The sequence below is a fragment of the Pantoea sp. Cr_R13 genome (genome assembly GCF_029222565.1).
Classification (GTDB): domain Bacteria; phylum Pseudomonadota; class Gammaproteobacteria; order Enterobacterales; family Enterobacteriaceae; genus Pantoea; species Pantoea eucalypti.
This window is the reverse complement of record NZ_JARHXL010000015.1, coordinates 133,645-158,553: the sequence shown is the minus strand read 5'-3', so window position 1 is coordinate 158,553 and position 24,909 is coordinate 133,645. Positions and strand designations below refer to the sequence as shown.

Annotated in this window: 25 protein-coding genes and 1 pseudogene; 18 read left to right on the top strand and 8 right to left on the bottom strand. The window is 56.5% G+C overall.

The annotated features are described in order from the left end of the window. Position 1 precedes the first annotated feature (1 nt). Positions 2-1,012 (top strand): Gfo/Idh/MocA family oxidoreductase, encoded by a 1,011-nt coding sequence (locus P2R09_RS15635; RefSeq protein WP_275771082.1) that lies wholly within the window; start codon positions 2-4, stop codon positions 1,010-1,012. A gap of 47 nt (positions 1,013-1,059) precedes the next feature. Next, positions 1,060-1,956 (top strand): myo-inosose-2 dehydratase, encoded by an 897-nt coding sequence (gene iolE, locus P2R09_RS15630; protein WP_275771081.1) that lies wholly within the window; start codon positions 1,060-1,062, stop codon positions 1,954-1,956. A gap of 49 nt (positions 1,957-2,005) precedes the next feature. On the opposite strand, the gene P2R09_RS15625 is transcribed toward iolE, so the two are convergent. Together P2R09_RS15625 and P2R09_RS15620 are read right to left on the bottom strand one after the other, a co-directional pair. After that, entirely contained in the window at positions 2,006-2,560 is a 555-nt protein-coding gene (locus tag P2R09_RS15625; protein WP_003852180.1) for a DcrB family lipoprotein, read from the bottom strand. A gap of 313 nt (positions 2,561-2,873) precedes the next feature. After that, complete coding sequence (locus P2R09_RS15620) at positions 2,874-3,539, bottom strand: 7-cyano-7-deazaguanine/7-aminomethyl-7-deazaguanine transporter (RefSeq protein ID WP_003852182.1); 666 nt, start codon at positions 3,537-3,539, stop codon at positions 2,874-2,876. Between the two features lie 204 nt (positions 3,540-3,743). Between P2R09_RS15620 and tusA the strand changes: the two genes are divergently transcribed. Then, complete coding sequence (tusA, locus tag P2R09_RS15615) at positions 3,744-3,995, top strand: sulfurtransferase TusA (protein ID WP_275771080.1); 252 nt, start codon at positions 3,744-3,746, stop codon at positions 3,993-3,995. A gap of 53 nt (positions 3,996-4,048) precedes the next feature. Here tusA and P2R09_RS15610 read toward each other — a convergent pair. Together P2R09_RS15610 and P2R09_RS15605 are read right to left on the bottom strand one after the other, a co-directional pair. Beyond that, positions 4,049-6,306: pseudogene (locus P2R09_RS15610) on the bottom strand (zinc/cadmium/mercury/lead-transporting ATPase). 95 nt (positions 6,307-6,401) lie between these two features. Beyond that, the gene (locus P2R09_RS15605) at positions 6,402-7,031 is read right to left on the bottom strand and encodes a lysoplasmalogenase (RefSeq protein WP_179898785.1); all 630 of its coding nucleotides are present in this window, start codon (positions 7,029-7,031) and stop codon (positions 6,402-6,404) included. Positions 7,032-7,176: 145 nt separating this feature from the next. On the opposite strand from P2R09_RS15605, the gene P2R09_RS15600 reads away from it, so the two are divergent. Then, on the top strand, positions 7,177-7,533 hold the full coding sequence (locus P2R09_RS15600; RefSeq protein ID WP_039660845.1) for a DUF2500 domain-containing protein: 357 nt from the start codon (positions 7,177-7,179) through the stop codon (positions 7,531-7,533). 26 nt (positions 7,534-7,559) lie between these two features. Here the strand turns inward: P2R09_RS15600 and P2R09_RS15595 are convergent, their stop codons facing one another. Together P2R09_RS15595 and rsmD are read right to left on the bottom strand one after the other, a co-directional pair. Further along, a complete protein-coding gene (locus P2R09_RS15595) occupies positions 7,560-7,832 on the bottom strand; it encodes a DUF1145 family protein (RefSeq protein WP_003852192.1) in 273 nt (90 codons plus the stop codon). Further along, positions 7,822-8,421, bottom strand: coding sequence for a 16S rRNA (guanine(966)-N(2))-methyltransferase (gene rsmD, locus P2R09_RS15590; RefSeq protein WP_275771078.1), 600 nt, complete (start codon positions 8,419-8,421; stop codon positions 7,822-7,824). Before rsmD ends, P2R09_RS15595 begins: the two co-directional genes overlap by 11 nt. Positions 8,422-8,653: 232 nt before the next feature. Between rsmD and ftsY the strand changes: the two genes are divergently transcribed. The 4 genes from ftsY to rpoH all read left to right on the top strand — a co-directional run bounded on the left by ftsY (position 8,654) and on the right by rpoH (position 13,113). Then, positions 8,654-10,369, top strand: a complete 1,716-nt coding sequence (gene ftsY, locus P2R09_RS15585) for a signal recognition particle-docking protein FtsY (RefSeq protein WP_275771077.1) — start codon at positions 8,654-8,656, stop codon at positions 10,367-10,369. A 5-nt stretch (positions 10,370-10,374) separates the two neighbouring features. Then, positions 10,375-11,043, top strand: coding sequence for a cell division ATP-binding protein FtsE (ftsE, locus tag P2R09_RS15580; protein ID WP_003852197.1), 669 nt, complete (start codon positions 10,375-10,377; stop codon positions 11,041-11,043). Next, positions 11,033-12,016, top strand: a complete 984-nt coding sequence (gene ftsX / locus P2R09_RS15575; protein ID WP_003852199.1) for a permease-like cell division protein FtsX — start codon at positions 11,033-11,035, stop codon at positions 12,014-12,016. The genes ftsE and ftsX overlap by 11 nt, the downstream gene beginning before the upstream one ends. A 239-nt stretch (positions 12,017-12,255) precedes the next feature. Further along, complete coding sequence (gene rpoH, locus P2R09_RS15570; RefSeq protein WP_003852201.1) at positions 12,256-13,113, top strand: RNA polymerase sigma factor RpoH; 858 nt, start codon at positions 12,256-12,258, stop codon at positions 13,111-13,113. A gap of 60 nt (positions 13,114-13,173) precedes the next feature. On the opposite strand, the gene panM is transcribed toward rpoH, so the two are convergent. After that, positions 13,174-13,569 carry an aspartate 1-decarboxylase autocleavage activator PanM gene (panM, locus tag P2R09_RS15565; protein ID WP_008926293.1) on the bottom strand — a complete coding sequence of 132 codons (396 nt, stop codon included), beginning with the start codon at positions 13,567-13,569 and terminating at the stop codon, positions 13,174-13,176. 395 nt (positions 13,570-13,964) lie between these two features. Between panM and P2R09_RS15560 the strand changes: the two genes are divergently transcribed. The 10 genes from P2R09_RS15560 to ugpQ all read left to right on the top strand — a co-directional run bounded on the left by P2R09_RS15560 (position 13,965) and on the right by ugpQ (position 24,450). Then, positions 13,965-15,092: a branched-chain amino acid ABC transporter substrate-binding protein gene (locus tag P2R09_RS15560; protein WP_275771076.1), complete on the top strand. Its 1,128-nt coding sequence runs from the start codon at positions 13,965-13,967 to the stop codon at positions 15,090-15,092. Positions 15,093-15,163: 71 nt separating this feature from the next. After that, a complete protein-coding gene (gene livH, locus P2R09_RS15555) occupies positions 15,164-16,090 on the top strand; it encodes a high-affinity branched-chain amino acid ABC transporter permease LivH (protein ID WP_008926292.1) in 927 nt (308 codons plus the stop codon). Next, positions 16,087-17,358 (top strand): high-affinity branched-chain amino acid ABC transporter permease LivM, encoded by a 1,272-nt coding sequence (locus P2R09_RS15550; protein ID WP_275771075.1) that lies wholly within the window; start codon positions 16,087-16,089, stop codon positions 17,356-17,358. Before livH ends, P2R09_RS15550 begins: the two co-directional genes overlap by 4 nt. After that, positions 17,355-18,122, top strand: coding sequence for a high-affinity branched-chain amino acid ABC transporter ATP-binding protein LivG (livG, locus tag P2R09_RS15545; protein ID WP_003852209.1), 768 nt, complete (start codon positions 17,355-17,357; stop codon positions 18,120-18,122). Before P2R09_RS15550 ends, livG begins: the two co-directional genes overlap by 4 nt. A 1-nt stretch (position 18,123) precedes the next feature. Then, the gene (livF, locus tag P2R09_RS15540; RefSeq protein WP_008926291.1) at positions 18,124-18,837 is read left to right on the top strand and encodes a high-affinity branched-chain amino acid ABC transporter ATP-binding protein LivF; all 714 of its coding nucleotides are present in this window, start codon (positions 18,124-18,126) and stop codon (positions 18,835-18,837) included. Positions 18,838-19,533: 696 nt separating this feature from the next. After that, positions 19,534-20,850 (top strand): sn-glycerol-3-phosphate ABC transporter substrate-binding protein UgpB, encoded by a 1,317-nt coding sequence (ugpB, locus tag P2R09_RS15535; protein ID WP_275771074.1) that lies wholly within the window; start codon positions 19,534-19,536, stop codon positions 20,848-20,850. A gap of 55 nt (positions 20,851-20,905) precedes the next feature. After that, positions 20,906-21,793, top strand: coding sequence for a sn-glycerol-3-phosphate ABC transporter permease UgpA (ugpA, locus tag P2R09_RS15530; RefSeq protein WP_275771073.1), 888 nt, complete (start codon positions 20,906-20,908; stop codon positions 21,791-21,793). Continuing rightward, entirely contained in the window at positions 21,790-22,635 is an 846-nt protein-coding gene (gene ugpE / locus P2R09_RS15525; RefSeq protein ID WP_275771072.1) for a sn-glycerol-3-phosphate ABC transporter permease UgpE, read from the top strand. The genes ugpA and ugpE overlap by 4 nt, the downstream gene beginning before the upstream one ends. A gap of 1 nt (position 22,636) precedes the next feature. After that, positions 22,637-23,710 carry a sn-glycerol-3-phosphate import ATP-binding protein UgpC gene (locus tag P2R09_RS15520; protein ID WP_275771071.1) on the top strand — a complete coding sequence of 358 codons (1,074 nt, stop codon included), beginning with the start codon at positions 22,637-22,639 and terminating at the stop codon, positions 23,708-23,710. Next, on the top strand, positions 23,707-24,450 hold the full coding sequence (gene ugpQ / locus P2R09_RS15515; protein WP_003852221.1) for a glycerophosphodiester phosphodiesterase: 744 nt from the start codon (positions 23,707-23,709) through the stop codon (positions 24,448-24,450). Before P2R09_RS15520 ends, ugpQ begins: the two co-directional genes overlap by 4 nt. Here the strand turns inward: ugpQ and P2R09_RS15510 are convergent. Next, positions 24,447-24,728 carry a DUF2756 domain-containing protein gene (locus P2R09_RS15510; protein ID WP_078805123.1) on the bottom strand — a complete coding sequence of 94 codons (282 nt, stop codon included), beginning with the start codon at positions 24,726-24,728 and terminating at the stop codon, positions 24,447-24,449. The two genes, ugpQ and P2R09_RS15510, sit on opposite strands and share 4 nt — an antisense overlap. Positions 24,729-24,909: the final 181 nt, after the last annotated feature.

Here is a 24,909-nt window from a genome sequence, read left to right as displayed (position 1 = left end):
TATGACTTTGAAACTTGGCGTCATCGGTACAGGTGCAATTGGTCAGGAACATATTCGCCGCTGCAGCCATGTGCTGCAGGGTGCCCAGGTGGTTGCCGTCTCTGACATCAATGTCGATGGCGCACGTGCTGCACTGCAGCGCCTGAATATTGAGGCAGAGGTGTTCGAAAATGGCCACGATGTGATTCAGTCACCGAATGTTGATGCGGTGCTGGTCACCTCATGGGATCCAACCCATGAAGAGTTCACGTTAGCGACGATTGCCGCCGGTAAACCGGTATTCTGTGAGAAGCCGCTGGCGATGAGCGCCGAGGGCTGCCGCCGGGTGGTGGATGCAGAGATTCAGGCAGGTAAACGCCTGGTGCAGGTCGGCTTTATGCGTCCTTACGATGCAGGCTATCGCGCCCTGAAAAAAGTGATTACCGATGGCGATATCGGTGAGCCGCTGATGCTGCACTGCGCGCACCGCAACCCGACCGTGCCAGAGAACTACAGCACGCCGATGGCGATCACCAACACCCTCATCCACGAGCTGGATGTGCTGCGCTGGCTGACAAACGACGACTATAAAACCGTGCAGGTCATCTTCCCGCGCGTGACGTCGAAGTCGCATGGTCAGCTGAAAGACCCGCAGATCGTCCTGTTTGAAACCCACAAAGGGGTGCGTATCGACGTTGAGATTTTTGTTAACTGCGCTTACGGCTATGACATTCAGTGTGAAGTGGTCGGTGAAGAGGGGATTGCTCGTCTGCCGGAGCCTTCATCAGTACAGCTGCGCAAAGATGCGCGCCTGTCGAACACCATTCTGGTGGACTGGAAAGATCGCTTTATCGAAGCGTATGACGTTGAGCTGCAGGCGTTTATCAACGATATCAAAGCGGGCCAGCTTACCGGCCCTTCTGCCTGGGATGGCTTTGCCGCCTCCGTGGCCGCCGATGCCTGTATCAAAGCGCAGAACAGTGGTGCGATTGAGCCGGTAGAGATGCCGCCGCGTCCTGCTTTCTATAACTGATTCAGCTGTCTATGCGGCCTGACCGCTCTCCGCCTGGGAATGAGAAAATGAACAAAGAGAACGTAAAACTGGCTATCGCGCCGATCGGCTGGACCAACGATGACATGCCGGATCTCGGCAGTGAAAATACTTTCCAGCAGACCGTGAGCGAGATGGCGCTGGCTGGCTTTACCGGCAGCGAAGTGGGCAGCAAATACCCGCGCGATCCGGCGATTCTGAAACCGATGCTCGACATTCGCGGCATCCAGATCTGCAACGCCTGGTTCAGCACCTTTTTCGCCAACGGTGACAAAGAGAAAACCATCGAACAGTTCATCGAGCACATGAACTTCCTGCATGCGATGGGCGCGCGGGTGATTGGCTGTTCTGAGCAGAGTAAAAGTATTCAGGGCACCGGGCTTGCAGTGTTTGAAGAGAAAGCGATTTTCAGCGATGAAGAGTGGCAGTTAACGGCAGAAGGCTACAATGAACTGGCCCGCATCGCAGCGGAGAAAGGGATGCGCGTGACGCTGCATCACCACATGGGCACTGGCATTCAGACCACGGAAGAGATTGACCGGTTTATGGCGATGACCGACGAGCAGGTTGGTTTGCTCTATGACACTGGTCACGTCTACTACTCCGAAGGCTCCCAGCAGAAGATGCTGGCGGTACTGGAAAAATATCTGCCGCGCATCTTCCACGTTCATCTCAAGGATGTGCGTGATGAGGTGGTCACTGAGGTGCGGGAGAATCATCTCTCATTCCTGGAAGGCGTGAAAAAGGGCACCTTTACCGTACCAGGCGATGGCGTGATTGACTTCAAACCGGTGTTTAAAATCCTGGATGATTACGGCTACAAAGGCTGGATGGTGGTGGAAGCGGAGCAGGATCCGGCGCTGGCCAATCCTTTTGAATATGCGGTGAAAGCGCGGAAATATATTCGGGAAAATACAGGTTTATAACCTGCTCTGAACAAAGGCTGGCTTCCCTGTGGGAAGCCAGCCTTTTGCTTTACTTCAGCGTAATGCTTTTCACAATGTTGTCAGCATCGCTCTGCGCCTGCTGCTGATTATCGCCTGGCAGCGTAATCTGCAGTGTCACCAGCTTGCCATCGACTTTAGCCAGCACCACGGAAGACCATGAGGTCTGGTTGTTGGCAGAAATCACCGTATCCAGCTGCTGTGCGGGCTGATCTTTCAGCGTCACAGATTTGTTCGACACCACCTGCAGCTGTGGGTCGCGGTTACGCTGCTGCTGTTCCATGCGCTTCGACAGCACATCCAGCCCATCACTGGTCGGGTCGCCAGCAATCACAATAATGGCGCGGGCACCGGTTTCATCTGCGTAAACGTGCATGTTCGTGGTCTGCGAACCCAGTTTACCGCTTTTATCTGACATGCCTGGTGGCAGTGAGAAGCTCAGTTTGCCATCCATCAGCGTGACAGTCTGCGCCGACTGACTGGCGCTGACGCCGTTGTCATTCGCTGCTTCATCTTTCTTCTGGTCACAGGCGGCTAAGCCCAATACCAGTAAACCCATTCCTACATATTTCACCAGATTGCGCATCAGAATCCCTTTTTAAGTTTCCAGTCAGGCAGTAATACAACAGGAATCAGGCTGCAAACGCAACCTGATGATTGTCAGAAGATCTTAGCGGGTAATGGCGGAAATGGTATGGGCTCTTAGCGCCTGGCCAATCAGACTATTTTTTTGTCATTCTGAACCTGGGCAGTGCTCACACAGGCTGCTTTAGCAACCTGAACGCCCGTCAGGGCGGCCCTGAAGGGGCGAGCGCAGCGAGTAATCCTCACGTACTACGGATTGTTCCGCGCTGTCCGTGTCCAGACTGCCTGCAACAATAACGTCTGATAAACCCGGCTCAGCCGAAATTGACCTGGCGGGCGGTCTGACGTTCCGCCAGACGCTTCAGCGCGGCGTTGAGCAGTACGCCGTAGGCGGGCAGGAAGAAGACCATGCAGATAAGCACTTTGAAGCTGTAATCCACCAGGGCGATCTCAACCCAGTGCTGCGCCATAAAGGCATCAGGACTTTTGTAGAAGGCGATGAAGAAGAAGGCCAGCGTATCGCTGATATTTCCCAGGAACATGGCACAGCCTGGTGCTATCCACCACTGTGGCAGACGACGCAGACGGTTAAATACATGAACGTCGAGGATCTGACCCAGCGCGTAAGCCATGAAGCTGGCGCAGGCGATACGGGCAACAAAGAGATTCATGACTTCCAGTGCCTGCCAGCCCTGCCATTCACCCTGATAAAACAGTGCCGAAACGCCGTAAGAGATAAACAGCGCCGGGATCATCACAGCCAGAATAATGCGTCGGGCCAGCGGTGCGCCAAAAATACGCACGGTGAGATCGGTCGCCAGGAAGATAAAGGGAAAGCTGAATGCACCCCAGGTGGTGTGGAAGCCAAAGACAGAAATTGGCAACTGAACCAGATAGTTACTTGATGTGATCACCAGCAGGTGAAACAGCGACAACCAGAAAAGCGCATGCATGCGCTGACGTGAAGAAAATGCGAGCATATTCAACCTTTTTAATGTTGGGGTGAGGGAACCCATTGCGGGACGCCGTTCGGGCAGCGCCTGGCAGTTTTATGAGCAAAAAGCGGCGGCATCTTACCGCGTTGTGCTTTTTATGCAATGGTTAATTTTAACGCAATCGTTATCGCCTTGCTTCACCGCCAGCACGCGCTAGAATAGGCGCCCTTTTGCTGAACCGAGTTGATTATGAGCGATGCTTTTTCCTCTGCCGATCATCAGCTGGATGCCCGTGGCCTGCGTTGCCCGGAGCCGGTGATGATGGTGCGCAAAACCGTACGCGGCCTGCAGGATGGCGAGACGTTGCTGATTATCGCCGACGATCCGGCGACGACGCGCGACATTCCCGGCTTCTGCCGCTTTATGGAACATGGCCTGCTGGCGCAGCAGACCGACACGCTGCCTTATCAGTTTCTGATCCGTAAAGGCGTGGCGGGTTAACGACAGCCGTTCGGGCCGTCGTTAACCTTACTCATCGATCAGAAGCCTCACACTCAGGCGCGACGACGCAGTAAGCGCAAAGCGTTGGCGGTGACCAGCGCGGTCGCACCGGAATCTGCCAGCACCGCCAGCCACAGTCCGGTCAGGCCCAGCAGGGTAGTGACCAGGAAAATCGCCTTCAGACCCAGCGCAATACCGATATTCTGGCGAATGATGCGCCGTGTCCGGCATGCCAGCGCAATCATCGGGGCCAGATCGCTGAGCTGATTTCGCGTCAGGGCCGCATCGGCCGCTTCCAGCGCGACATCAGTGCCGTTGCCCATGGCAATGCCCAGCGTCGCCGCTTTCATCGCCGGGGCGTCGTTAATACCATCTCCGACCATCGCCAGCGGCTGCTGCTGACTCAGTTCACGGATGGCCGCCACCTTATCGGCGGGCAGCAGGCTGGCGCGATAATCGATATCCAGCTGGCGGGCAATGGTTGCTGCGGCGCGAGGATTGTCACCCGTCAGCATCAGGCTCTCAATGCCCAGCTTTTTCAGCGCCTTTAACGCCTCGATGGCGTCATCGCGCAGTTGATCGCGCAGGGCCAGCGCACCCAGCGCTTCGCCATCGCGCATCAGCACCACCAGCGTTTCACCTTCGGCTTCCTGTTGCGCTATCTGCGCATTTTGCTGCGGCGTCAGACCGGGAGCATGTCCTGGCGTCAGCAACTGAATCTGCTGGCCTGAGACCTGCGCACGGATACCGCGTCCGGCCTGCACCTGCTGATCCTGCGCGTCAGGAATCACCAGCTCACGCGCCTGCGCGGCCGCCACGATAGCGCTGGCCAGTGGATGGGTCGCACCCTGTTCCGCAGCGGCGCTAAGCGCCAGCATCTCTGATTCGCTGGCCTCGCCAAATCGCAGGATCTGCGTCAGTTGTGGCTTGCCCAGCGTCAGCGTGCCTGTTTTATCAAACGCCATTCTGCGCAGCGAACTCAGCCGCTCCAGCGCCGCACCGCCTTTAATCAGCGCGCCCTGTCGCGCCGCCGCCGCCAGCCCGGAGGTAATCGCGGCGGGCGTGGAGATCACCAGCGCACAGGGGCAGCCAATCAGCAGCAGCGTCAGACCTTTGTAGATCCACGGCTGCCAGTCGCCTGCGAAAAGCAGGGGCGGCACCACCATCACCAGCAGCGACAGCAGCATCACCAGTGGCGTATAGATGCGACTGAACTGATCGATAAAGCGTTCTACCGGCGCACGGTGCGTTTCCGCCTCCTCAATCAGCTGCAGGATACGGTCAATCGCGCTTTCACCCGGCTTCGACACCACTTCCAGCATTACCTGCCGATCCACGCTGGTGGCGCCCGCGAGAATCTTCTCGCCGCTGGCCCGCGTGACCGGCAATGATTCTCCGGTCAGCGCGCTCTCATCGAAACTGGCAAGCGGGCTGATTAAACGGCCGTCGACCGGCAGGCGGCTGCCCGCCGCGACTTCAATCACATCGCCGGGTTGCAGCGCCGCCAGCGGTACTTCACGACGTTTGCCCTGTTCAAGGCGAATAGCCGACTCAGGCCGCAACGCCATCAGGCTGGTGACGCCGCTGCGCGCCCTGGAAGCGGCATAACTTTCCAGCTGTTCGCCCAGCTGAAACAGCACCAGCACCATCGCGGCTTCGGCGTGCGCGCCAATAATCAGCGCACCGGCTGACGCCAGTGTCATTAATGTCTCAATGGTAAAAGGCGATCCGCTGCGAATGCGCTGCCATGCACCGCGTGCGACCGGGATCAGGCCGACCAGCGTGGTCAGCACAAACAGCCGATCGCCCCAGGCGGGTGCGAACTGGCTGACGACGCTGCTGACGAGTACCAGCAATGCCAGCAAAATCAGCATCCGGTTCTGTTGCCAGCCCGGAGTGGTTGCCGTGGCGGGTGACGAGGCTGATGGAATGGCGAGCTGAAAACCGGCTTTTTTCACCGCCTGTTCAACGGCGTTTTGCACATCCTGATCGGCGTTGACGACCAGCTTTTCGCTGCTGAACAGCACGCGGGCGTCGGTCACGCCTTTTACCTGACGGACGGCGGTTTCAATGGTGCGGGCGCAGCTCGGGCAATCCATCCCGCTGACCTGCCATCTAAAGGGCCAGGAGCCTCGCCGGTCACTTTCCTCAGCGGCGTCGGCGTCATTGCCAGGGCTGCTGTTACTGTCACAGCAACAGCCCGCTGTATCCGCCGTTACGGGTGTAGCAGCATGAATAGAAAGGGAGAGGGGACGGGCCTGACGAACCTGGCACGCGGTTTGCCGCAGCCACAGGCGTGATGTTGATGCATATGACCTCCAGAGTGTAAAAAAAAGCGGGATGAGCAACCCGGCTCATCCCGCTATCCTACACTCTGGAGTGAACTCCAGAGTCAAGGCTATTTTCTCAGACGACCCACAATGAGCGCACGATCATAAAATGACCGGCAAAGTAGCAGGCGGCGACGATCGCGCTGTCAGCGGTGAAGCGACGGCGATAGTGCGAGATAAACCAGACGGCGTTTGCCAGCAGCAGCAGGCCGGCACCGACCATGATAGAGAAGCTGTAATCGGTCGGACGGAAGAAGTACTGCTCGGTCGCTATCCAGGTCATCACCAGCGTCATGCCAATAAACGTACAGACAGGCCAGCGAAGGTCTTCCAGTCGGCTCCAGATGATGCCAATCAGGGCGGCACCGATAATGAGCAACGTCAGCGGAATCGGCCAGAAGAAGGTCATGGTCATGCTGGCGGCGAAGCAGAGCGTATAAAGCAGGTGCGACAGGAAGAAAGCCCCAACGGCATAGAGCATCTGCTGACGCGGCAGCAGCGTTAACGCATCACCGACCAGTGTGGCGACCAGACCCGCCAGAATCAGGTAGTCCGTGGTCTGCAGCACCGGCGCCTGCCAGGCCAGCCCGACAAGCAGCAGCAGCGTGACCGGTTTAAACAGCCAGCGTTGCCACTGAGGGCCGCGATAGGTGGCGTCGACATAGAGCCAGCCGGAGAAAAGTACAGCGAGGAAAGACCAGAGCATTGTTTCTCCCTTTTTTACTCAAAGTGGTGAAAGATCCCAAAATATCCCTTCCAGTTTAGGTTAAGCCCCTGAGATGTGACAATCGGTCAACTCTGGTTGTATGCTTTACCGCCTGATTAATTTTCCCCGCAGGCACAAGAGCACTATGAGCAAACCGCCGCTGATCTTTATCATTGTCCTGGCGATAATCGCCGTGCTGGCGACCCGTCAGTTCATTAAGCAACGCCGTGAAGTGGCGGTCAATGATGCCTCACCGGTGCGTTCTCTGCAGGCCGAGGTCAAAACTAAACGTGAATTTCCTTCTCCCAATCGCCGTTCACGGCAGCGTGAGGTGATCGCCGGAGAAGAGATGCGGTATGAGGTGCTGTTTCATCCACTGAACGGGGCCAGCGACATCAAAGTGCAGCTGAAAGAGGCGGAATATCATCAGCTGGATAAAGGCGCGAGAGGCGAGTTGAAGATGCAGGGCACGCGCTTTATCAGCTTCACGCCCCTGCAGTAACGGGCGGGCATGGCGCCCGCACGGCACTATTTCTTGCGTGGGAAGTTTTTCTTCTGCCAGGCGACCAGTTCGAACACCCCGAACAGAAACACTTTGGCCTGGGTGACGCGGTCAATTGGCGGCGCATCTTTGGTTTGCGTGGTGCGCAGTAAAACCAGCTGCAGGCCATGCATCAGGATCATGAAAATCAGCGCAACGTTGATAAAATAAGTCAGCGGTTTAGGGTAGGGATGAACCAGATTAGCCAGTAAAAATCCCCACACGCATAGCATCAACAGACGCCCCAAATTAAGTAACATCCTGCGTCTCCTGTTGACGTTGATACAAACGATAAGCCACTTGTCCGGCTATTTTCTCGCGATAAAGTTCCCACTCGGGCGGCACCGGCGGTGCGCCATTTTCCACTTCACTTTCGACGTAAATCAGTGCCTGGTCGGCCAGCCAGTGATTCTGCTCCAGCAATTGCAACGTCTGCTCCAGCAATCCCTGACGAAACGGCGGATCAATAAACACCACATCGAACGGGGTACCCGGCTGTGCCAGCCAGTTTAACGCATTGGTCTGAATCACAGTGCCATTGCTCGCGCGCAGCGTCTGCAGATTTTTTGTCAGCTGTTGTGCCACAGGCCGTTCCAGCTCCAGTAGCGTAGCCGATCCCGCGTAACGCGACAGCGCCTCCAGTCCTAATGCGCCGCTACCGGCAAAGCAGTCGAGGCAGCGCGCCTCTGGCAGCACCGGGGCCAGCCAGTTAAACAGTGTCTCACGCACCCGATCGGTGGTCGGGCGGAGTCCGGCACTGTCCGGCACCGGCAATTTACGTCCGCGCCACTGGCCGCCAATGATACGAATCTGCCCGGCACCGCCTGTACTGCGGGGGTTTCTATTCATCTTGCTCACAACTCGTCATAATTTGTTGCGTAGTTTAACGGGCGAATCGGTGAGAAGAAACGTTAAAAAAGGGTGCTGTGGTGAGCTGGCTGGAAAGTGTTAGACTACTGAGTTGCTGAAGTCATGCATTATTCTGCGGTTTACGCCGGTCTGGCGCTGACCGACTTTCATTGATTTACCCCTGGAAACCACGCGCGACCGGGACAAAGCCATCGAGGAGTGTCGTCACACAATGGCAAAAGAGAAAAAACGTGGCTTTTTTTCCTGGCTGGGATTTGGCAAAGAGGAAGAGAAACAACCTGTAGCGGAGGAGCAGACACACGAGGTCGCAGAACCCGCACAGCAGCAGACTGAACAGGAAGCGCCGGCATTAAGCCAGGCTGAAGCAAGCCAGGCTGAAGCGCAAGCGGAAGAGACTGTCGCTATCACCGAAACGGTGGCCGAACAGCAGCGTGAGGCGGACGTCACCGCGGCAGCGCCGCACGAATCAGCACCGGCGGTGCTCGATGAGGCTGAGCCGATTGAGGCCGATCCTGAAGCATTACTGGACGTCTCCGCACCTGAACATGACGCGACGCCGGTTATCGATGCCGACGAGGTGGTCACGCCGATCGCGGACGAGGCATCAGCAGACGCGCCGTTAAGTGAGGAAGAGCTGACCGCGCTGGCACTGGGCGATGCTCCGATCGTTGAAATCCCGGACAGTGAAGCAGACGCGCCATTAAGTGAAGAAGAGCTGACCGCGCTTGCACTGGGCGACGCCCCGATTGTTGAAACGCCACACAGTGAAGCCGACGCGCCATTAAGCGACGAAGAGCTGGCCGCGCTGGCGCTGGGCGACGCTCCGATCGTTGAAATCCCGGACAGTGAAGCCGACGCGCCGTTAAGCGAAGAAGAGCTGACCGCGCTGGCATTGGGCGAAGCCGACGTGACTGACGCGGAACCGGCAGACACATTATCCGACACCGTCAGCGATCTTCCGCTGGCCGCCGCGCCACTCATCGTGCAGGAGCAGGAACGTCCCAGCAAAGAGGGCTTCTTTGCCCGCCTGAAGCGCAGCCTGGTCAAAACCCGTCAGAACCTCGGTTCCGGTTTTATCAGTCTGTTCCGTGGCAAAAAGATTGATGATGACCTGTTTGATGAGCTGGAAGAGCAACTGCTGATTGCGGATGTCGGTGTGGATACCACGCGCCGCATCATTACCCATCTTACCCAGCAGGCAAACCGCAAGCAGCTACGTGACGCCGAAGCGCTCTATGGCCTGCTGAAAGCGGAAATGGCCTCGATTCTGGCAAAAGTGGATGCGCCACTGGAAGTCTCGGGCAAAACGCCGTTTGTCATCCTGATGGTTGGCGTCAATGGCGTGGGTAAAACCACGACCATCGGTAAGCTGGCGCGCCAGTATCAGGCCGAAGGCAAAACGGTGATGTTAGCGGCTGGTGATACCTTCCGTGCAGCGGCGGTTGAGCAGCTGCAGGTGTGGGGCCAGCGTAATAACATTCCTGTGATTGCTCAGCACACGGGTGCAGATTCTGCTTCGGTGATCTTCGATGCCATTCAGGCAGCGAAATCGCGCGGCGTTGACGTGCTGATTGCTGATACGGCCGGTCGTCTGCAGAACAAATCGCACCTGATGGAAGAGCTGAAGAAAATCACCCGCGTGATGAAAAAACTGGATGATTCAGCGCCACACGAAGTGATGCTGACGCTGGATGCCAGCACCGGACAGAATGCGGTCAGCCAGGCCCGACTGTTTAACGAAGCGGTTGGCGTGACCGGTATCGCGCTCACCAAGCTGGATGGCACCGCCAAGGGCGGCGTCATCTTCTCGGTGGCCGATCAGTTCGGTATTCCGATTCGCTACATCGGCGTCGGTGAAGGCATTGAAGATTTACGGCCGTTTAAGGCGGAAGATTTTATTGAGGCATTGTTTGCCCGAGAGGACTAATTAGGATGATTCGCTTTGAAGAGGTCAGTAAGGCATATCTCGGCGGACGTCAGGCGCTACAGGGAGTAGATTTCCGTCTGCGTCCTGGCGAAATGGCGTTTCTGACCGGCCACTCCGGTGCCGGTAAAAGTACCTTGCTGAAGCTGATTTGTGGCATTGAGCGCCCGAGTGCCGGAAAAATCTGGTTCAGCGGCCATGACATTTCCCGCCTGCGCAACAGTGAGGTGCCTTTCCTGCGTCGTCAGATTGGCATGATCTTCCAGGATCACCACCTGCTGATGGATCGCTCTGTTTACGACAATGTGGCCATCCCACTGATTATTTCCGGTGCCAGCGGCGAAGATATCCGTCGTCGCGTCTCGGCGGCGCTGGATAAAGTCGGCCTGCTCGACAAAGCGAAAAGTTATCCGATTCAGCTTTCGGGCGGTGAACAGCAGCGTGTGGGCATCGCCCGTGCTGTAGTGAACAAGCCGGCCGTGCTGCTGGCAGATGAACCGACCGGTAACCTTGACGACGCGCTGTCAGAAGACATTCTGCGCCTGTTCGAAGAGTTTAACCGCGTTGGCGTCACCGTTCTGATGGCGACGCATGACAGCGGCCTGATCGCCCGGCGTAATTACCGGATGATGACGCTGAATCAGGGACGTCTGCACGGAGGCCACGATGGTCAATAAACGCATTAAACGTCCGGCTGCACCGAAAGCGAAGCAGCCATCGAAGAGTAAAGCGCTGAAGGGGGGCTGGCAGGAGCAGTGGCGCTATGCACTGCGCGGCACGCTCTCAGATATGTGGCGTCAGCCGCTGGCCACGCTGCTGACGGTGATGGTTATTGCCATCTCCCTGACGCTGCCCAGCGTCTGCTACATGGTGTGGAAAAACGTTAGCCAGGCCGCCACGCAATGGTATCCGGCGCCGCAGTTGACCGTTTATCTCTCCAAAACGCTTGATGACACGGCAGCAGAAAACGTCGTTGCGCAGCTCAAGCAGGTCGAAGGCGTGGATAACGTTAACTATCTGACACGGGAAGAGGCGCTGAATGAGTTCCGCAACTGGTCAGGCTTTGGCGGCGCAATGGATATGCTGGAGCAGAATCCATTGCCTGCGGTAGCCATCATTACGCCGAAACTCAATTTCCAGAACTCTGACACCATGCAGAGCCTGCGCGATCGGGTCACTAAAGTGCAGGGCGTGGATGAAGTGCGGATGGATGACAGCTGGTTTGCGCGGCTGGCTGCACTGACCGGGCTGGTGGGGCAAATCGCGTCGATGATTGGTGTGCTGATGATCGTGGCGGTGTTCCTGGTGATCGGTAACAGTGTTCGTCTCAGCATTTTTGCCCGACGCGACACGATTAACGTGCAGAAGCTGATTGGTGCGACGGACGGCTTTATCCTGCGTCCTTTCCTCTACGGCGGGGCGCTGCTGGGGTTCAGCGGCGCGGTGCTGTCGCTGCTGCTGTCGGAAGTGCTGGTGCTGCGTCTCCAGTCTGTCGTCGCCAGTGTGGCGACCGTATTTGGTACCACCTTCTCGCTGGAAGGCTTCTCCTGGGATGAGGCGCTGCTGCTGTTACTGATTGCAGCAATCATCGGCTGGGTGGCTGCGTGGCTGGCAACGGTACAACATTTACGTCGATTTACGCCGCAGTAAACGCCTGCAACATTTTTTTGTTATAATGGTCCTCTGCTACCGATGGTGGGTGCAGAGGATTTCTCCCTCTTCCCTTCCTGTCATCTGTGTGTAAAATATTCACCGCTATAATTGAACTTGTGGATAACTTTAGCACTCTAAGTAGCACAGATTGCTTTCGGATTTCGCGCGACGTTGACGTAATGTATCGTCTGCGCAGGGAAATGTGCGGCAATTCCACTAAATTTGTGAGGGTTTGAATGACCAAAGAAATGCAAACTTTAGCTATTGCTCCTCTTGGCAACCTGGAGTCTTACGTCCGGGCTGCGAATACCTGGCCGATGCTCTCGGCTGAAGAGGAAAAAGCGTTGGCTGAACGGCTGCATTACCAGGGCGATCTGGAAGCAGCAAAGACGCTGATCCTGTCTCACCTACGCTTTGTAGTTCATATCGCTCGTAATTACTCCGGCTACGGTCTGCCACAGGCTGACCTGGTCCAGGAAGGCAACATCGGTCTGATGAAAGCGGTGCGTCGCTTCAATCCTGAAGTGGGCGTACGTCTGGTTTCATTTGCCGTGCACTGGATTAAAGCGGAGATTCACGAATACGTGCTGCGTAACTGGCGTATCGTGAAAGTCGCGACCACCAAAGCACAGCGTAAGCTGTTCTTTAACCTGCGTAAAACCAAGCAGCGTCTGGGCTGGTTCAATCAGGACGAAGTCGAGATGGTTGCGCGTGAGCTGGGCGTAAGCAGCAAAGATGTGCGTGAAATGGAATCGCGTATGGCCGCGCAGGACATGACCTTTGATATGTCTGCCGACGATGAGAGCAGCGAAGGCCGTTCGATGGCGCCGGTGCTTTATCTCCAGGATAAAACCTCTGACTTTGCTGACGGCATTGAAGAGGATAACTGGGACGCGCATGCCGCTGACAAGCTGAGCTATGCGATGGAAGGTCTGGATGAGCGCAGTCAGCACATCATTCGCGCCCGCTGGCTGGATGAAGACAACAAAACCACGCTGCAGGAGCTGGCCGATCAATACGGCGTATCAGCGGAACGTGTCCGGCAGCTGGAAAAGAACGCCATGAAGAAACTGCGTATGGCGATCGAAGCGTAACGCACTTCGACACCTCAAGGGGCGACAGATGATGTCGCCCTTTTTGTTTTCTGCGTCAGGCTACTCTACCGCCAGTATCCACCCATCACTCTGCGCCCTGAAACCACACGCCTGCATAAATGCCGCCCGCACCTGCTGATCGTCACTGCCATCATCGGCAATCCACCAGTCTGATATCGACCCGTTCTGCCTGATCGTCTCCTCAAGCAAATATTGTCCCACACCGCGTCGCCGGGTGACATCGCGCACCGTCAGCCTGTGAACCTTGCCATGCATCCCTGAGATTTCCAGCTGCAGACCCGCCAGCAGCCGATCGTTAAAGCGTGCGGCATAAAGACGATGACGCTCATCCAGGTGCTGCTCCAGTTTTTCAATCTCCAGATCCGGCCAGACTTTGCCCAGATCGATGCGGTCCTGCGCGGTCAGCGTGGTTAAACGCTGAATAGTGAGCTTCATAACAAAAACCTCTGTAATAGGGGAAAGTGCAGCGAAAGTATACAACCAGAGTGCCACCACATTTTCATCAATAAAACAGGTCAAAAGATGGCCTGGATGCCAGGATGATAGTTGTAAACAGGGAAATCGGGCGATCAATCCAGCACAACGCGCTGGCAAAATGGTGAAAAACTGGCCATTGCCTCCAGTGTATTATGCTGTTTCACTCAGTCAATTCTGAATATGTCAGTTGATTTAAAGAAGAAAATTCCTGTTTAATAACCTGAAAAATAAAGCCTTATTATCAAAAAATACCGGAAAAGTGCGCTAAACCATTCATAAACATCATTTTTCGGCTTTATCCGGTAGCAACAGCAAACCACAACTCACAGTCACAACAAGATGGGGAAGTCCGCATGAAAATGAGTAAAGGCCGCGCATTACTGGCGGGTTGCGTTGCGCTGGCAATGAGCCACGCCGCCCTGGCTGCCGACATTAAAATCGCTATCGTAGGTGCCGTAACCGGCCCGGTCGCGCAGTACGGTGATATGCAGTTCACCGGTGCCGCGCAGGCGATTAAGGACATCAATGCCAAAGGCGGCGTAAACGGCAACAAACTGGTCGGCGTAGAGTATGACGATGCCTGCGATCCGAAACAGGCCGTGGCGGTGGCAAACAAAGTTGTTAACGACGGCATCAAATACGTTATCGGCCATCTTTGCTCCTCTTCTACCCAGCCTGCGTCCGACATCTACAACGATGAAGGTGTGCTGATGATTACCCCGGCGGCCACGGCACCGGAGCTGACGGCACGCGGTTACGAAACCATTATGCGTACAACCGGCCTGGACTCCGATCAGGGCCCGACTGCCGCGAACTACATTCTTGATCAGATCAAGCCTAAGCGTATCGCCGTGGTACATGACAAGCAGCAGTATGGCCAGGGTCTGGCGGAATCAGTACAGAAAACGCTGAAAGCGAAAGGCGGCAACGTGGTGCTGTTTGAAGGCATCACTGCAGGCGATAAAGATTTCTCTACGCTGATTACGCGCCTGAAGAAAGAGAACGTCGACTTCGTTTATTACGGTGGCTACTACCCGGAAATGGGTCAGATTCTGCGTCAGGCGAAAGCGGCTGGCCTGAAAGCGGGCTTTATGGGACCGGAAGGCGTGGGTAACGCTTCACTCTCCAATATCGCGGGTGATGCATCAGAAGGTATCTATGTGACGCTGCCGAAGCGCTACGACCAGTTGCCGGAGAACAAGGCGATTGTTGAGGCCATCAAAACCAACAGCGCACAGAATCGCAAGGATCCGACCGGTCCGTTCGTCTGGACCACCTATGCGGCAATCCAGTCGCTGGTGGCGGGTATCGAACGCAGTAAGAGCGACGAGCCAGACGCGATCGCGAAAAACCTGAAAACCGGTGAGCCGGTACCTACAGTGATGGGCAACCTGAGCTGGGATCAGAAAGGCGATCTGAAAGGCTTCGAGTTCGGCGTATTCAAATGGCACAAAGACGGTTCGTCTACCGCAGTTAAGTAATCGTTCCATCGACAGACCAATCCTCTGCCGCGTCGGCAGAGGATTTTCCCGTTCTCATGCAGGTCTTCACTATGTCCGAGCAGTTTCTTTATTTCATTCAGCAGATGCTTAACGGGGTCACTCTCGGCAGCACCTACGCGCTGATCGCCATTGGTTACACCATGGTTTACGGCATTATCGGCATGATCAACTTCGCCCACGGCGAAGTCTATATGATCGGCAGCTATGTCTCCTTTATCGTGATTGCCGCCCTGATGATGATGGGTATCGACACGGGCTGGCTGATGATTGCCGCTGGCTTCGTGATGGCGATACTGATCTCCAGCGCCTACGGCTGGAGCATAGAGCGCGTCGCCTATAAGCCGGTACGATCGTCGAAGCGTCTGATCGCACTGATCTCCGCCATCGGCATGTCGATCTTTCTGCAAAACTACGTCAGCCTGACGCAGGGTTCACGCGACCTGGCGCTGCCGAGCCTGATCACCGGACAGTGGACGGTAGGCGAGAGCAACGGTTTTGCCGCCACGATTTCTACCATGCAGGTTGTGATCTGGGTGGTGACGTTCCTGGCGATGCTGGCGCTGACCACCTTTATCCGTTATTCCCGCATGGGCCGCGCCTGTCGCGCCTGCGCTGAAGACCTGAAAATGGCCAGCCTGCTGGGGATTAACACCGACCGCGTCATCTCGCTGACCTTTGTGATTGGTGCTGCCATGGCGGCGGTAGCGGGCGTGCTGCTGGGCCAGTTCTACGGCTCCATCAACCCCTTCATCGGCTTTATGGCGGGCATGAAAGCCTTTACCGCTGCCGTGCTGGGCGGCATTGGCAGTATTCCGGGCGCGATGATTGGCGGCCTGGTTCTGGGCATTGCTGAAGCACTGACCTCCGCATATCTCAGCACGGAATATAAAGATGTAGTGTCGTTTGCTCTGCTGATCGTGGTGTTGCTGGTAATGCCGACCGGGATTCTGGGTCGCCCGGAGGTTGAGAAAGTATGAAATCTTCCTTTATCAACGCGCTGCTCTCTTCTGTCATGCTGCTGGTGCTGGCCAGCTTCTTTATGGGCATGCGTCTTGGCCTCGACGGCACCCGACTGGTGGTGCAGAGCGCGGGTGACGTGCGCTGGAACTGGATTTTCGTCGGCTGTGCCGTGGTCTTTCTGTTTCAGCTGCTGCGTCCGTTCTGGCAGCGCGGTCTGAAAAAGATTTCCGGTCCGGCGCTGGTGCTGCCTGGCATCGACGGCTCAACGCCGAAGCAGAAGCTGTTTATGCTGGCGCTGATCGTGGTCGCGGTGGCCTGGCCCTTTTTCGTGTCGCGCGGCACGGTAGACATCGCCACGCTGACGCTGATCTACGTGATGCTCGGTCTGGGCCTGAATGTGGTGGTCGGCCTGTCGGGGCTGCTGGTGCTCGGCTATGGCGGCTTCTATGCCATCGGTGCCTACACCTTTGCTCTGCTGAACCACTACTTTGGTCTCGGCTTCTGGGAGTGTCTGCCGCTGGCGGGCATTGTCTCGGCGCTGTTCGGGCTGCTGCTCGGCTTTCCAGTGCTGCGCCTGCGCGGAGACTATCTGGCGATCGTCACGCTGGGCTTCGGCGAGATTGTGCGTATTTTGCTGCTGAATAACACGGCGATTACCGGCGGTCCCAACGGCATTGCACAGATCCCCAAGCCGTCACTGTTCGGTCTTGAGTTTGGCCGCAAAGTCTCTGAAGGGGGCTGGAACACCTTCCACGATTTCTTTGGCCTGAAATACGATCCCAGCGACCGCGTGATTTATCTCTACCTGGTGGCGCTGCTGCTGGTGGTGCTGACGCTGTTCGTGATCAACCGGCTGCTGCGGATGCCGCTGGGCCGTGCCTGGGAAGCATTGCGTGAGGATGAGATTGCCTGCCGTTCACTGGGCCTGAGCCCGACCCGCATCAAGCTGACCGCCTTTACCATCAGTGCCGCGTTTGCAGGTTTCGCGGGCACGCTGTTTGCTGCGCGCCAGGGCTTTGTCAGCCCGGAGTCCTTTACCTTTGTCGAATCGGCTTTTGTGCTGGCGATTGTGGTTCTGGGCGGAATGGGTTCGCAGTTTGCAGTGATTCTGGCGGCTATTCTGCTGGTGGTGTCGCGCGAGCTGATGCGTGATCTGAATGAATACAGCATGCTGGTGCTGGGTGGCCTGATGGTGCTGATGATGATCTGGCGTCCGCAGGGATTGTTGCCGATGAAGCGTCCGCATCTGAAGCTCAGAACCGGTAAAAAAGGAGAGCAGGCATGATCCAGCCTTTATTAGCCGTTGAAGGCCTGATGATGCGCTTCGGCGGTTTGTTAGCCGTGAACAATGTGGCGCTGGAGCTGCGTCCGCAGGAGATCGTTTCGCTGATTGGCCCTAACGGTGCCGGTAAAACCACCGTGTTTAACTGCCTGACCGGTTTTTATAAGCCCACTGGCGGCACGATTAAACTGCGTGAACAGCATCTGGAAGGATTGACGGGCCAGAAGATTGCGCAGATGGGCATTGTGCGGACTTTCCAGCATGTGCGTCTGTTCCGTGAGATGACGGTAATTGAGAACCTGCTGGTCGCTCAGCATCAGCACCTGAAAAGCGGCGTGTTTTCCGGCCTGCTGAAAACACCTGCGTTTCGCCGTAGTGAGAGCGAGGCGCTGGATCGCGCGGCGACCTGGCTGGAGCGGGTCGGTCTGCTGGAGCTGGCTAACCGTCAGGCGGGCAATCTGGCCTATGGTCAGCAGCGTCGGCTGGAGATTGCACGCTGCATGGTGACGCGCCCGGAGATCCTGATGCTGGATGAACCGGCAGCAGGCCTTAACCCTAAAGAGACCCACGAGCTGGATGCGCTGATTGCGGAGCTGCGTGGCGAACACAAGGTATCAGTGCTGCTGATTGAACATGATATGAAGCTGGTGATGGGCATTTCTGACCGTATTTATGTGGTTAATCAGGGAACGCCGCTGGCTAACGGAACGCCGGAAGAGATTCGTAATAACCCGGATGTCATCCGTGCCTATTTAGGAGAGGCCTGAGATGGCAAATGCGATGTTAACCATTGAGAACGTCAGCGCCCACTACGGCAAAATTCAGGCGCTGCACAACGTCAGCCTCTATATCAATCAGGGCGAAATCGTTACCCTGATTGGCGCTAACGGCGCAGGAAAAACCACGCTGCTGGGTACGCTGTGCGGTGAGCCACGCGCCACGCAGGGCACCATTACCTTTGATGGCAAAGCTATCACCGACTGGCAAACGGCGCGCATTATGCGTGAAGCGATTGCCATCGTGCCGGAAGGCCGGCGGGTGTTTTCGCGCATGACGGTGGAAGAGAACCTGGCGATGGGCGGTTTTTTTGCCAGCCGTCCGGATTATCTGACGCGGATCAAACGCGTTTATGAACTCTTCCCGCGTCTGGAAGAGCGTAAAATCCAGCGCGCTGGCACCATGTCAGGCGGCGAACAGCAGATGCTGGCAATTGGCCGTGCACTGATGAGCCAGCCTCGCCTGCTGCTACTGGATGAGCCGTCACTGGGGCTGGCACCGATCATTATTCAGCAGATCTTCGACACCATTGAGCAACTGCGTAGCGAGGGGATGACGATCTTCCTGGTAGAGCAGAATGCGAATCAGGCGCTGAAGCTGGCGGACAGGGGCTATGTGCTGGAGAACGGGCATGTGGTGCTCGAAGATACCGGCGCAGCGCTACTCTCCAACGAAGCCGTCCGCAGCGCTTACCTCGGCGCTTAAGGTTTAGAGGCCTGGCTTACTTGCCATTTCGACACCGGGCAGTGCTCGCATTCCTCACGTACTTCAGTACGCTCCGGATGCTGTGCGCTGGCCGGTGCCGAACTGCCTGCGACGCCGACGGCCTTGAGTGTCGGTGTGGGTGGTGGTGCCGACGGCCTTTAAATTTGCCTGAAAGTAAGGGCAAGTTCTGCCATTGCCAGAGGCCGTTGCAGCTTCTGGTAATAAATTCGACGTAATAATGATGTATAGCAGCTCAGGCTGCTGACAAACTCAAGTCAGGTGAATCTGGCCGCAACACATAAACTTAACGCGCAGGGAACACGGGCAGAAGAGGAAAGCGTCCCGCGCCATGGACAAAAACGCCGGGAGCGTTTTTGAACAACGTAACGCGTTGGCCCGGCTACGGGCGCACCTCAGGGATGAGGTGCGTAATCGTGCGGGCCGAGCGTGTCATTGATGACGGATTTTGCGTCTTTCCGATCTGACCGTGTTCTCTGTGCTGGGCACAGTCTTAAAGCAACCAAGCCAGACTTTGTCAACAATCTCAACAATAGTTAGCTGCTCCGCTTTTCCTCTTTTTCGCCTGTCATCCGGCTGTCATCTCCCTGTTATTAATCCGTCATTTCCCCGTGTCATGTTACTTCGCGAAACAGAAATCCGTGATTTCACGCGTATTTACCTGCACAGGAAAATTCTATGTCCGTCGTTACCTTTCGTCGTAGCCTGATGAGCGCGCTGCTCGGTCTGACGCTCAGCAGCCATGCCATGGCCGCCACTGAGATCCCTTTCTGGCACTCCATGGAAGGCGAGCTTGGCAAAGAAGTGAATTCGCTGGCACAGCGTTTTAACGAGACGCATCCCGATTACAAAATTGTTCCGACCTACAAAGGTAACTACGAGCAGAGCCTGGCAGCAGGGATCGCGGCCGTGCGCAGCGGCAAAGCGCCAGCGGTGCTGCAGGTCTATGAAGTCGGTACGGCGACCATGATGGCCTCAAAAGCCATTGTGCCGGTGCATCAGGTATTCAAAGACGCCGGCATTCCCTTCGATGAAAAACAGTTCGTGCCAACGGTGGCGGGCTACTACAGCGACAGCAAAGGTCAGCTGATCTCTCAGCCGTTCAACAGCTCGACGCCGGTGCTCTACTACAACAAAGACGCCTTTAAAAAAGCGGGCCTGAACCCGGACCAGCCGCCTAAAACCTGGCAGGAGCTGGCGACGGATGCCGCCGCACTGCGTAAATCGGGCATGAGCTGTGGCTACGCCAGCGGCTGGCAGGGCTGGATCCAGATTGAAAACTTCAGCGCCTGGCATGCTCTGCCGGTCGCAACGGAAAACAACGGATTTGACGGACTCGATGCGGTGCTGGAGTTCAACAAGCCAGTGCAGGTTCGTCATATCGAACTGCTGGAAGCGATGAACAAGAAAGGGGACTTCACCTACTTTGGCCGCAAAGATGAATCCACCGCCAAGTTCTACAACGGCGACTGCGGTATCACCACTGCCTCATCCGGTTCGCTGGCCGATATCCGTCACTACGCCAAATTCAACTTCGGCGTTGGCATGATGCCGTATGACGACACCGTACCGAATGCGCCGCAGAACGCCCTGATTGGCGGAGCCAGCCTGTGGGTAATGAAAGGCAAAGATGCAGCAACGTACAAAGGCGTAGCCGAGTTCATGCAGTTCCTGGCTAAACCGGAAATCGCTGCGGAATGGCACCAGAAAACCGGCTATCTGCCGATTACGACCGCCGCCTACGAGCTGACGAAACAGCAGGGCTTCTACGACAAAAATCCGGGTGCGGATATCGCGACCCGTCAGATGATGAACAAGCCGCCATTGCCATTCACTAAAGGCATGCGTCTGGGCAACATGCCGCAGATTCGTACCGTGATCGACGAAGAGCTGGAAAGTGTCTGGACCGACAAACAGTCGCCACAAAGCGCACTGGATAACGCCGTGAAACGCGGCAACGAGCTGTTGCGCCGCTTTCAGCAGCAGGTGAAGTAATCTCTTCCTGCGGGCCCGCTCAGGCTGGCCCGCTCTTTCTGACGCCAGGTATGCCATGTCTTCATCCCGTCCGGTCTTTCGCACCAGCCTGTTGCCCTATCTTCTGGTACTGCCGCAACTGCTGATTACCGCCATCTTCTTTCTCTGGCCTGCGGGTGAAGCGCTGTGGTACTCGCTGCAAAGCCTCGATCCTTTTGGCATCTCCAGCAGCTTTGTCGGGCTGGAAAACTTCAGACGGCTATTTGCCGATCCTTACTATCTGGATTCGTTCTGGACCACCATCAAATTCAGCGGCATGGTCACGGTGTTTGGCATGGTCTTCTCGCTGCTGCTGGCGGCGCTAGTGGATTATGTGGTACGACTGCGCCGCCTCTATCAGACCCTGTTGCTGCTGCCTTACGCCGTTGCGCCGGTGGTGGCTGCGGTACTGTGGATGTTTCTGTTTAACCCTGGTCTGGGCCTGTTCAGCTACCTGCTGAACCACGTCGGCTACAACTGGAACTACGCGCAGAACAGCGGTCAGGCGATGTTCCTGGTGGTGCTGGCGTCGATCTGGCAGCAGATGAGCTACAACTTCCTGTTTTTCTTTGCCGCACTGCAGTCTATCCCTAAATCGCTGGTGGAAGCTGCTGCCATCGACGGGGCCGGACCGGTGCGTCGCTTCTTCAATCTCTCGCTACCGCTGATCACACCAGTCAGCTTCTTCCTGCTGGTGGTAAACCTGATCTACGCCTTCTTCGATACCTTCCCGGTGATTGATGCTGCGACTGGCGGCGGGCCGGTGCAGGCGACCACCACGCTGATCTACAAAATCTATCGCGAAGGCTTTACCGGTCTGGATCTCTCCTCTTCCGCGGCGCAGTCGGTGGTGTTGATGTTGCTGGTGATCGGGCTGACGGTGCTCCAGTTCCGCTTTGTTGAACGTAAGGTGCAATACCAATGATTGAGAATCGACGCGGGCTGGATATCTTCAGCCACATTGTGCTGGTGCTGGGCGTGCTCACTATCCTGTTTCCGCTCTATGTCGCCTTTGTGGCGGCGACGCTGGATAACGAGGCGGTCTATCAGGTGCCGATGACCCTGGTGCCTGGCACGCACCTGTGGGAGAACATCTCGCGCATCTGGACGCAGGGTGTCAACGGCAGCGGACCGGCCTTTGGCCTGATGCTGCTCAACAGCATGATCATGGCGCTGGGCATCACCTTCGGCAAAATTACGGTGTCGATGCTGTCGGCGTTTGCGCTGGTCTGGTTTCGCTTTCCGCTGCGCACGCTCTTTTTCTGGCTGATCTTCATCACCCTGATGTTGCCGGTTGAAGTGCGTATTTTCCCCACGGTGCAGGTGATTGCTGACCTTCATCTGCTCGACAGCTACAGCGGATTAACCCTGCCGCTGATGGCGTCGGCGACCGCGACTTTCCTGTTCCGTCAGTTCTTTATGTCGCTGCCGGATGAGCTGGTAGAAGCGGCGCGTATCGACGGTGCCAGCGCAATGCGCTTCTTTATCGACATTGTTCTGCCGCTGTCGAAAACCAATCTGGCGGCGCTGTTTGTCATCACCTTTATCTACGGCTGGAACCAGTATCTCTGGCCGCTGCTGATCATCAATGACGCCAGCCTCGGCACAGCGGTGGCGGGGATCAAAAGCATGATCTCCACCAGTGGATCGCCGACCCAGTGGAATGAAGTGATGGCGGCAATGTTATTAACCCTGATCCCGCCGATGGTGGTGGTGTTAGTCATGCAGCGTGCCTTTGTGCGCGGTCTGGTTGAGAGTGAGAAATAAGATGGCAGGCGTAACCCTTCAGGCAGTAACCAAGTCCTACGATGGCAAAAATCAGATCATTCAGCCGCTGAACGTCACCATCAATGACGGCGAGTTTATGGTGATGGTGGGGCCATCCGGCTGCGGTAAATCGACGCTGCTGCGCATGGTAGCCGGACTGGAGCGCGTCAGCTCCGGTGATATTTACATCGACAACCGGCGCGTCACTCAGGAAGAGCCAAAAGATCGCGGCATTGCGATGGTGTTCCAGAATTACGCGCTTTATCCCCACATGTCGGTGGAGGAGAACATGGCCTATGGCCTGAAAATCCGCGGCATGGGCAAAGAGCAGATTCGCCAGCGGGTGCTGGACGCAGCGCGCAGCCTGGAACTGGATCACCTGCTGATGCGTCGGCCTCGCGAACTTTCGGGCGGTCAGCGCCAGCGTGTGGCGATGGGGCGCGCCATCGTACGTGAACCGGCGGTGTTTCTGTTTGATGAGCCGCTGTCGAATCTTGATGCCCGCCTGCGGGTGCAAATGCGGCTGGAGCTGCAGCAGCTGCACCGCCGCTTACAGACCACCAGTCTCTATGTGACGCACGATCAGGTCGAGGCGATGACGCTGGCACAGCGGGTGATGGTGATGAACAAAGGCGTGGTCGAGCAACTTGGCACGCCGGTCGAAGTGTATGAACGTCCGGCCAGCCAGTTTGTGGCTTCGTTTATCGGCGCGCCCGCCATGAACCTGCTGAAAGGACAGTTCAGCAGTGACGGCTCGCGCTTCCAGCTTGATGCCTCACACGCGCTGCCGCTCAGCGACACAAAAGCGAAATGGGCTAACCGCCCCGTGGTGTTGGGCATCCGGCCAGAGCATATTCAACTCAGTAGTCGTGAACAGGGCGGCGTACCTTTGCGGGTCGATACACTGGAGATGCTGGGTGCCGATAATCTGGCACATGGTCGCATCGGGGAGACGCCACTGGTGGTACGCTTAGCCCACAGCGAACGGCCGCAGCCAGGCAGTACGCTGTGGCTGCATCTGCCGTCAGATGCGTTACACTTCTTCGATTCAACCCATGGAAAGCGTCTGGAATGAGCACACAACACTGGCCTTATCCCCGCATCGTCGCTCATCGCGGCGGCGGTAAACTGGCACCGGAAAATACCCTGGCAGCCATCGACACGGGTGCGAAATATGGCCATCAAATGATTGAGTTTGATGCCAAATTATCAATGGATGCGCAGATCTTTCTGCTGCATGACGACACACTGGATCGCACCAGCAACGGCTGGGGCGTGGCAGGTCAGTTGCCCTGGGAGAAGCTGTCGCAGCTCGATGCAGGCAGCTGGTTTGACAAGGCGTTTACCGGCGAGAAGCTGGCGCGGCTGGATGAGGTGGCGGCACGCTGCCGTCAGCATCAGATGATGGCAAACATCGAAATCAAACCGACCACCGGCAGTGACGCCGAAACCGGACGTGCGGTGGCGCAGGCAGCCGCAATCCTGTGGCAGGGACAGACCGCGCCGTTGCTCTCTTCATTCTCGTTTGAGGCGCTGGAAGCGGCAATGCAGGCCGAACCACAACTGCCGCGTGGCCTGCTGTCGCACAGCTGGGATCCCGAGTGGCAGGCAAAAACAACGGCGCTGGCCTGCGTCTCGATCCATCTGAATCACAAGGTGCTTACCGCTGAGCGGGTCGCCGAACTGAAAGCGGCCGGACTGAAGATTCTGGTTTATACCGTGAATAACCCGGATCGGGCGCGGGAATTGCTGAAATGGGGCGTCGATGCCATCTGTACTGACAGCATCGACATCATTGGCCCCGATTTTCATTAGTTCTGGTTTTGAGTCTGCTGGCCCGGTTGCGTGGTAATAACCCGCTGCTGGGCGCTGTTCCGCTGTTCCTGCATTTTGCGCTGCATATCCTGCGTCTGACGCTGCTGATCCTGGCGCAGCTTCAGCTGCTGCTGCTGTTGATCGGTCTGCATCTGCGACTGCATCCGCTGCTGGCTCGGGTTATAGCCCGGTTTATTGGGATCGTTGGTGCTGTTGAGCGTGTTCGCCTGGCTGGCGAATGGCAGCAGGGCCGCTAAAACAATTATCCACTTTTTCATCACTCCTCCTTCCGTAAACGCGACAGGGTTTTGGGTGCACAATCGCGCACCCCGATATCAGGGTCGCATCCATAAGTTTACCCGATATCACAGACCTTACTTTCAGATGTATTCCTGATTTGACTTAACCCCGGTTATTTTGCTGTATTTGTAGAGACTTGCAGAAATGATAAAAAAATGT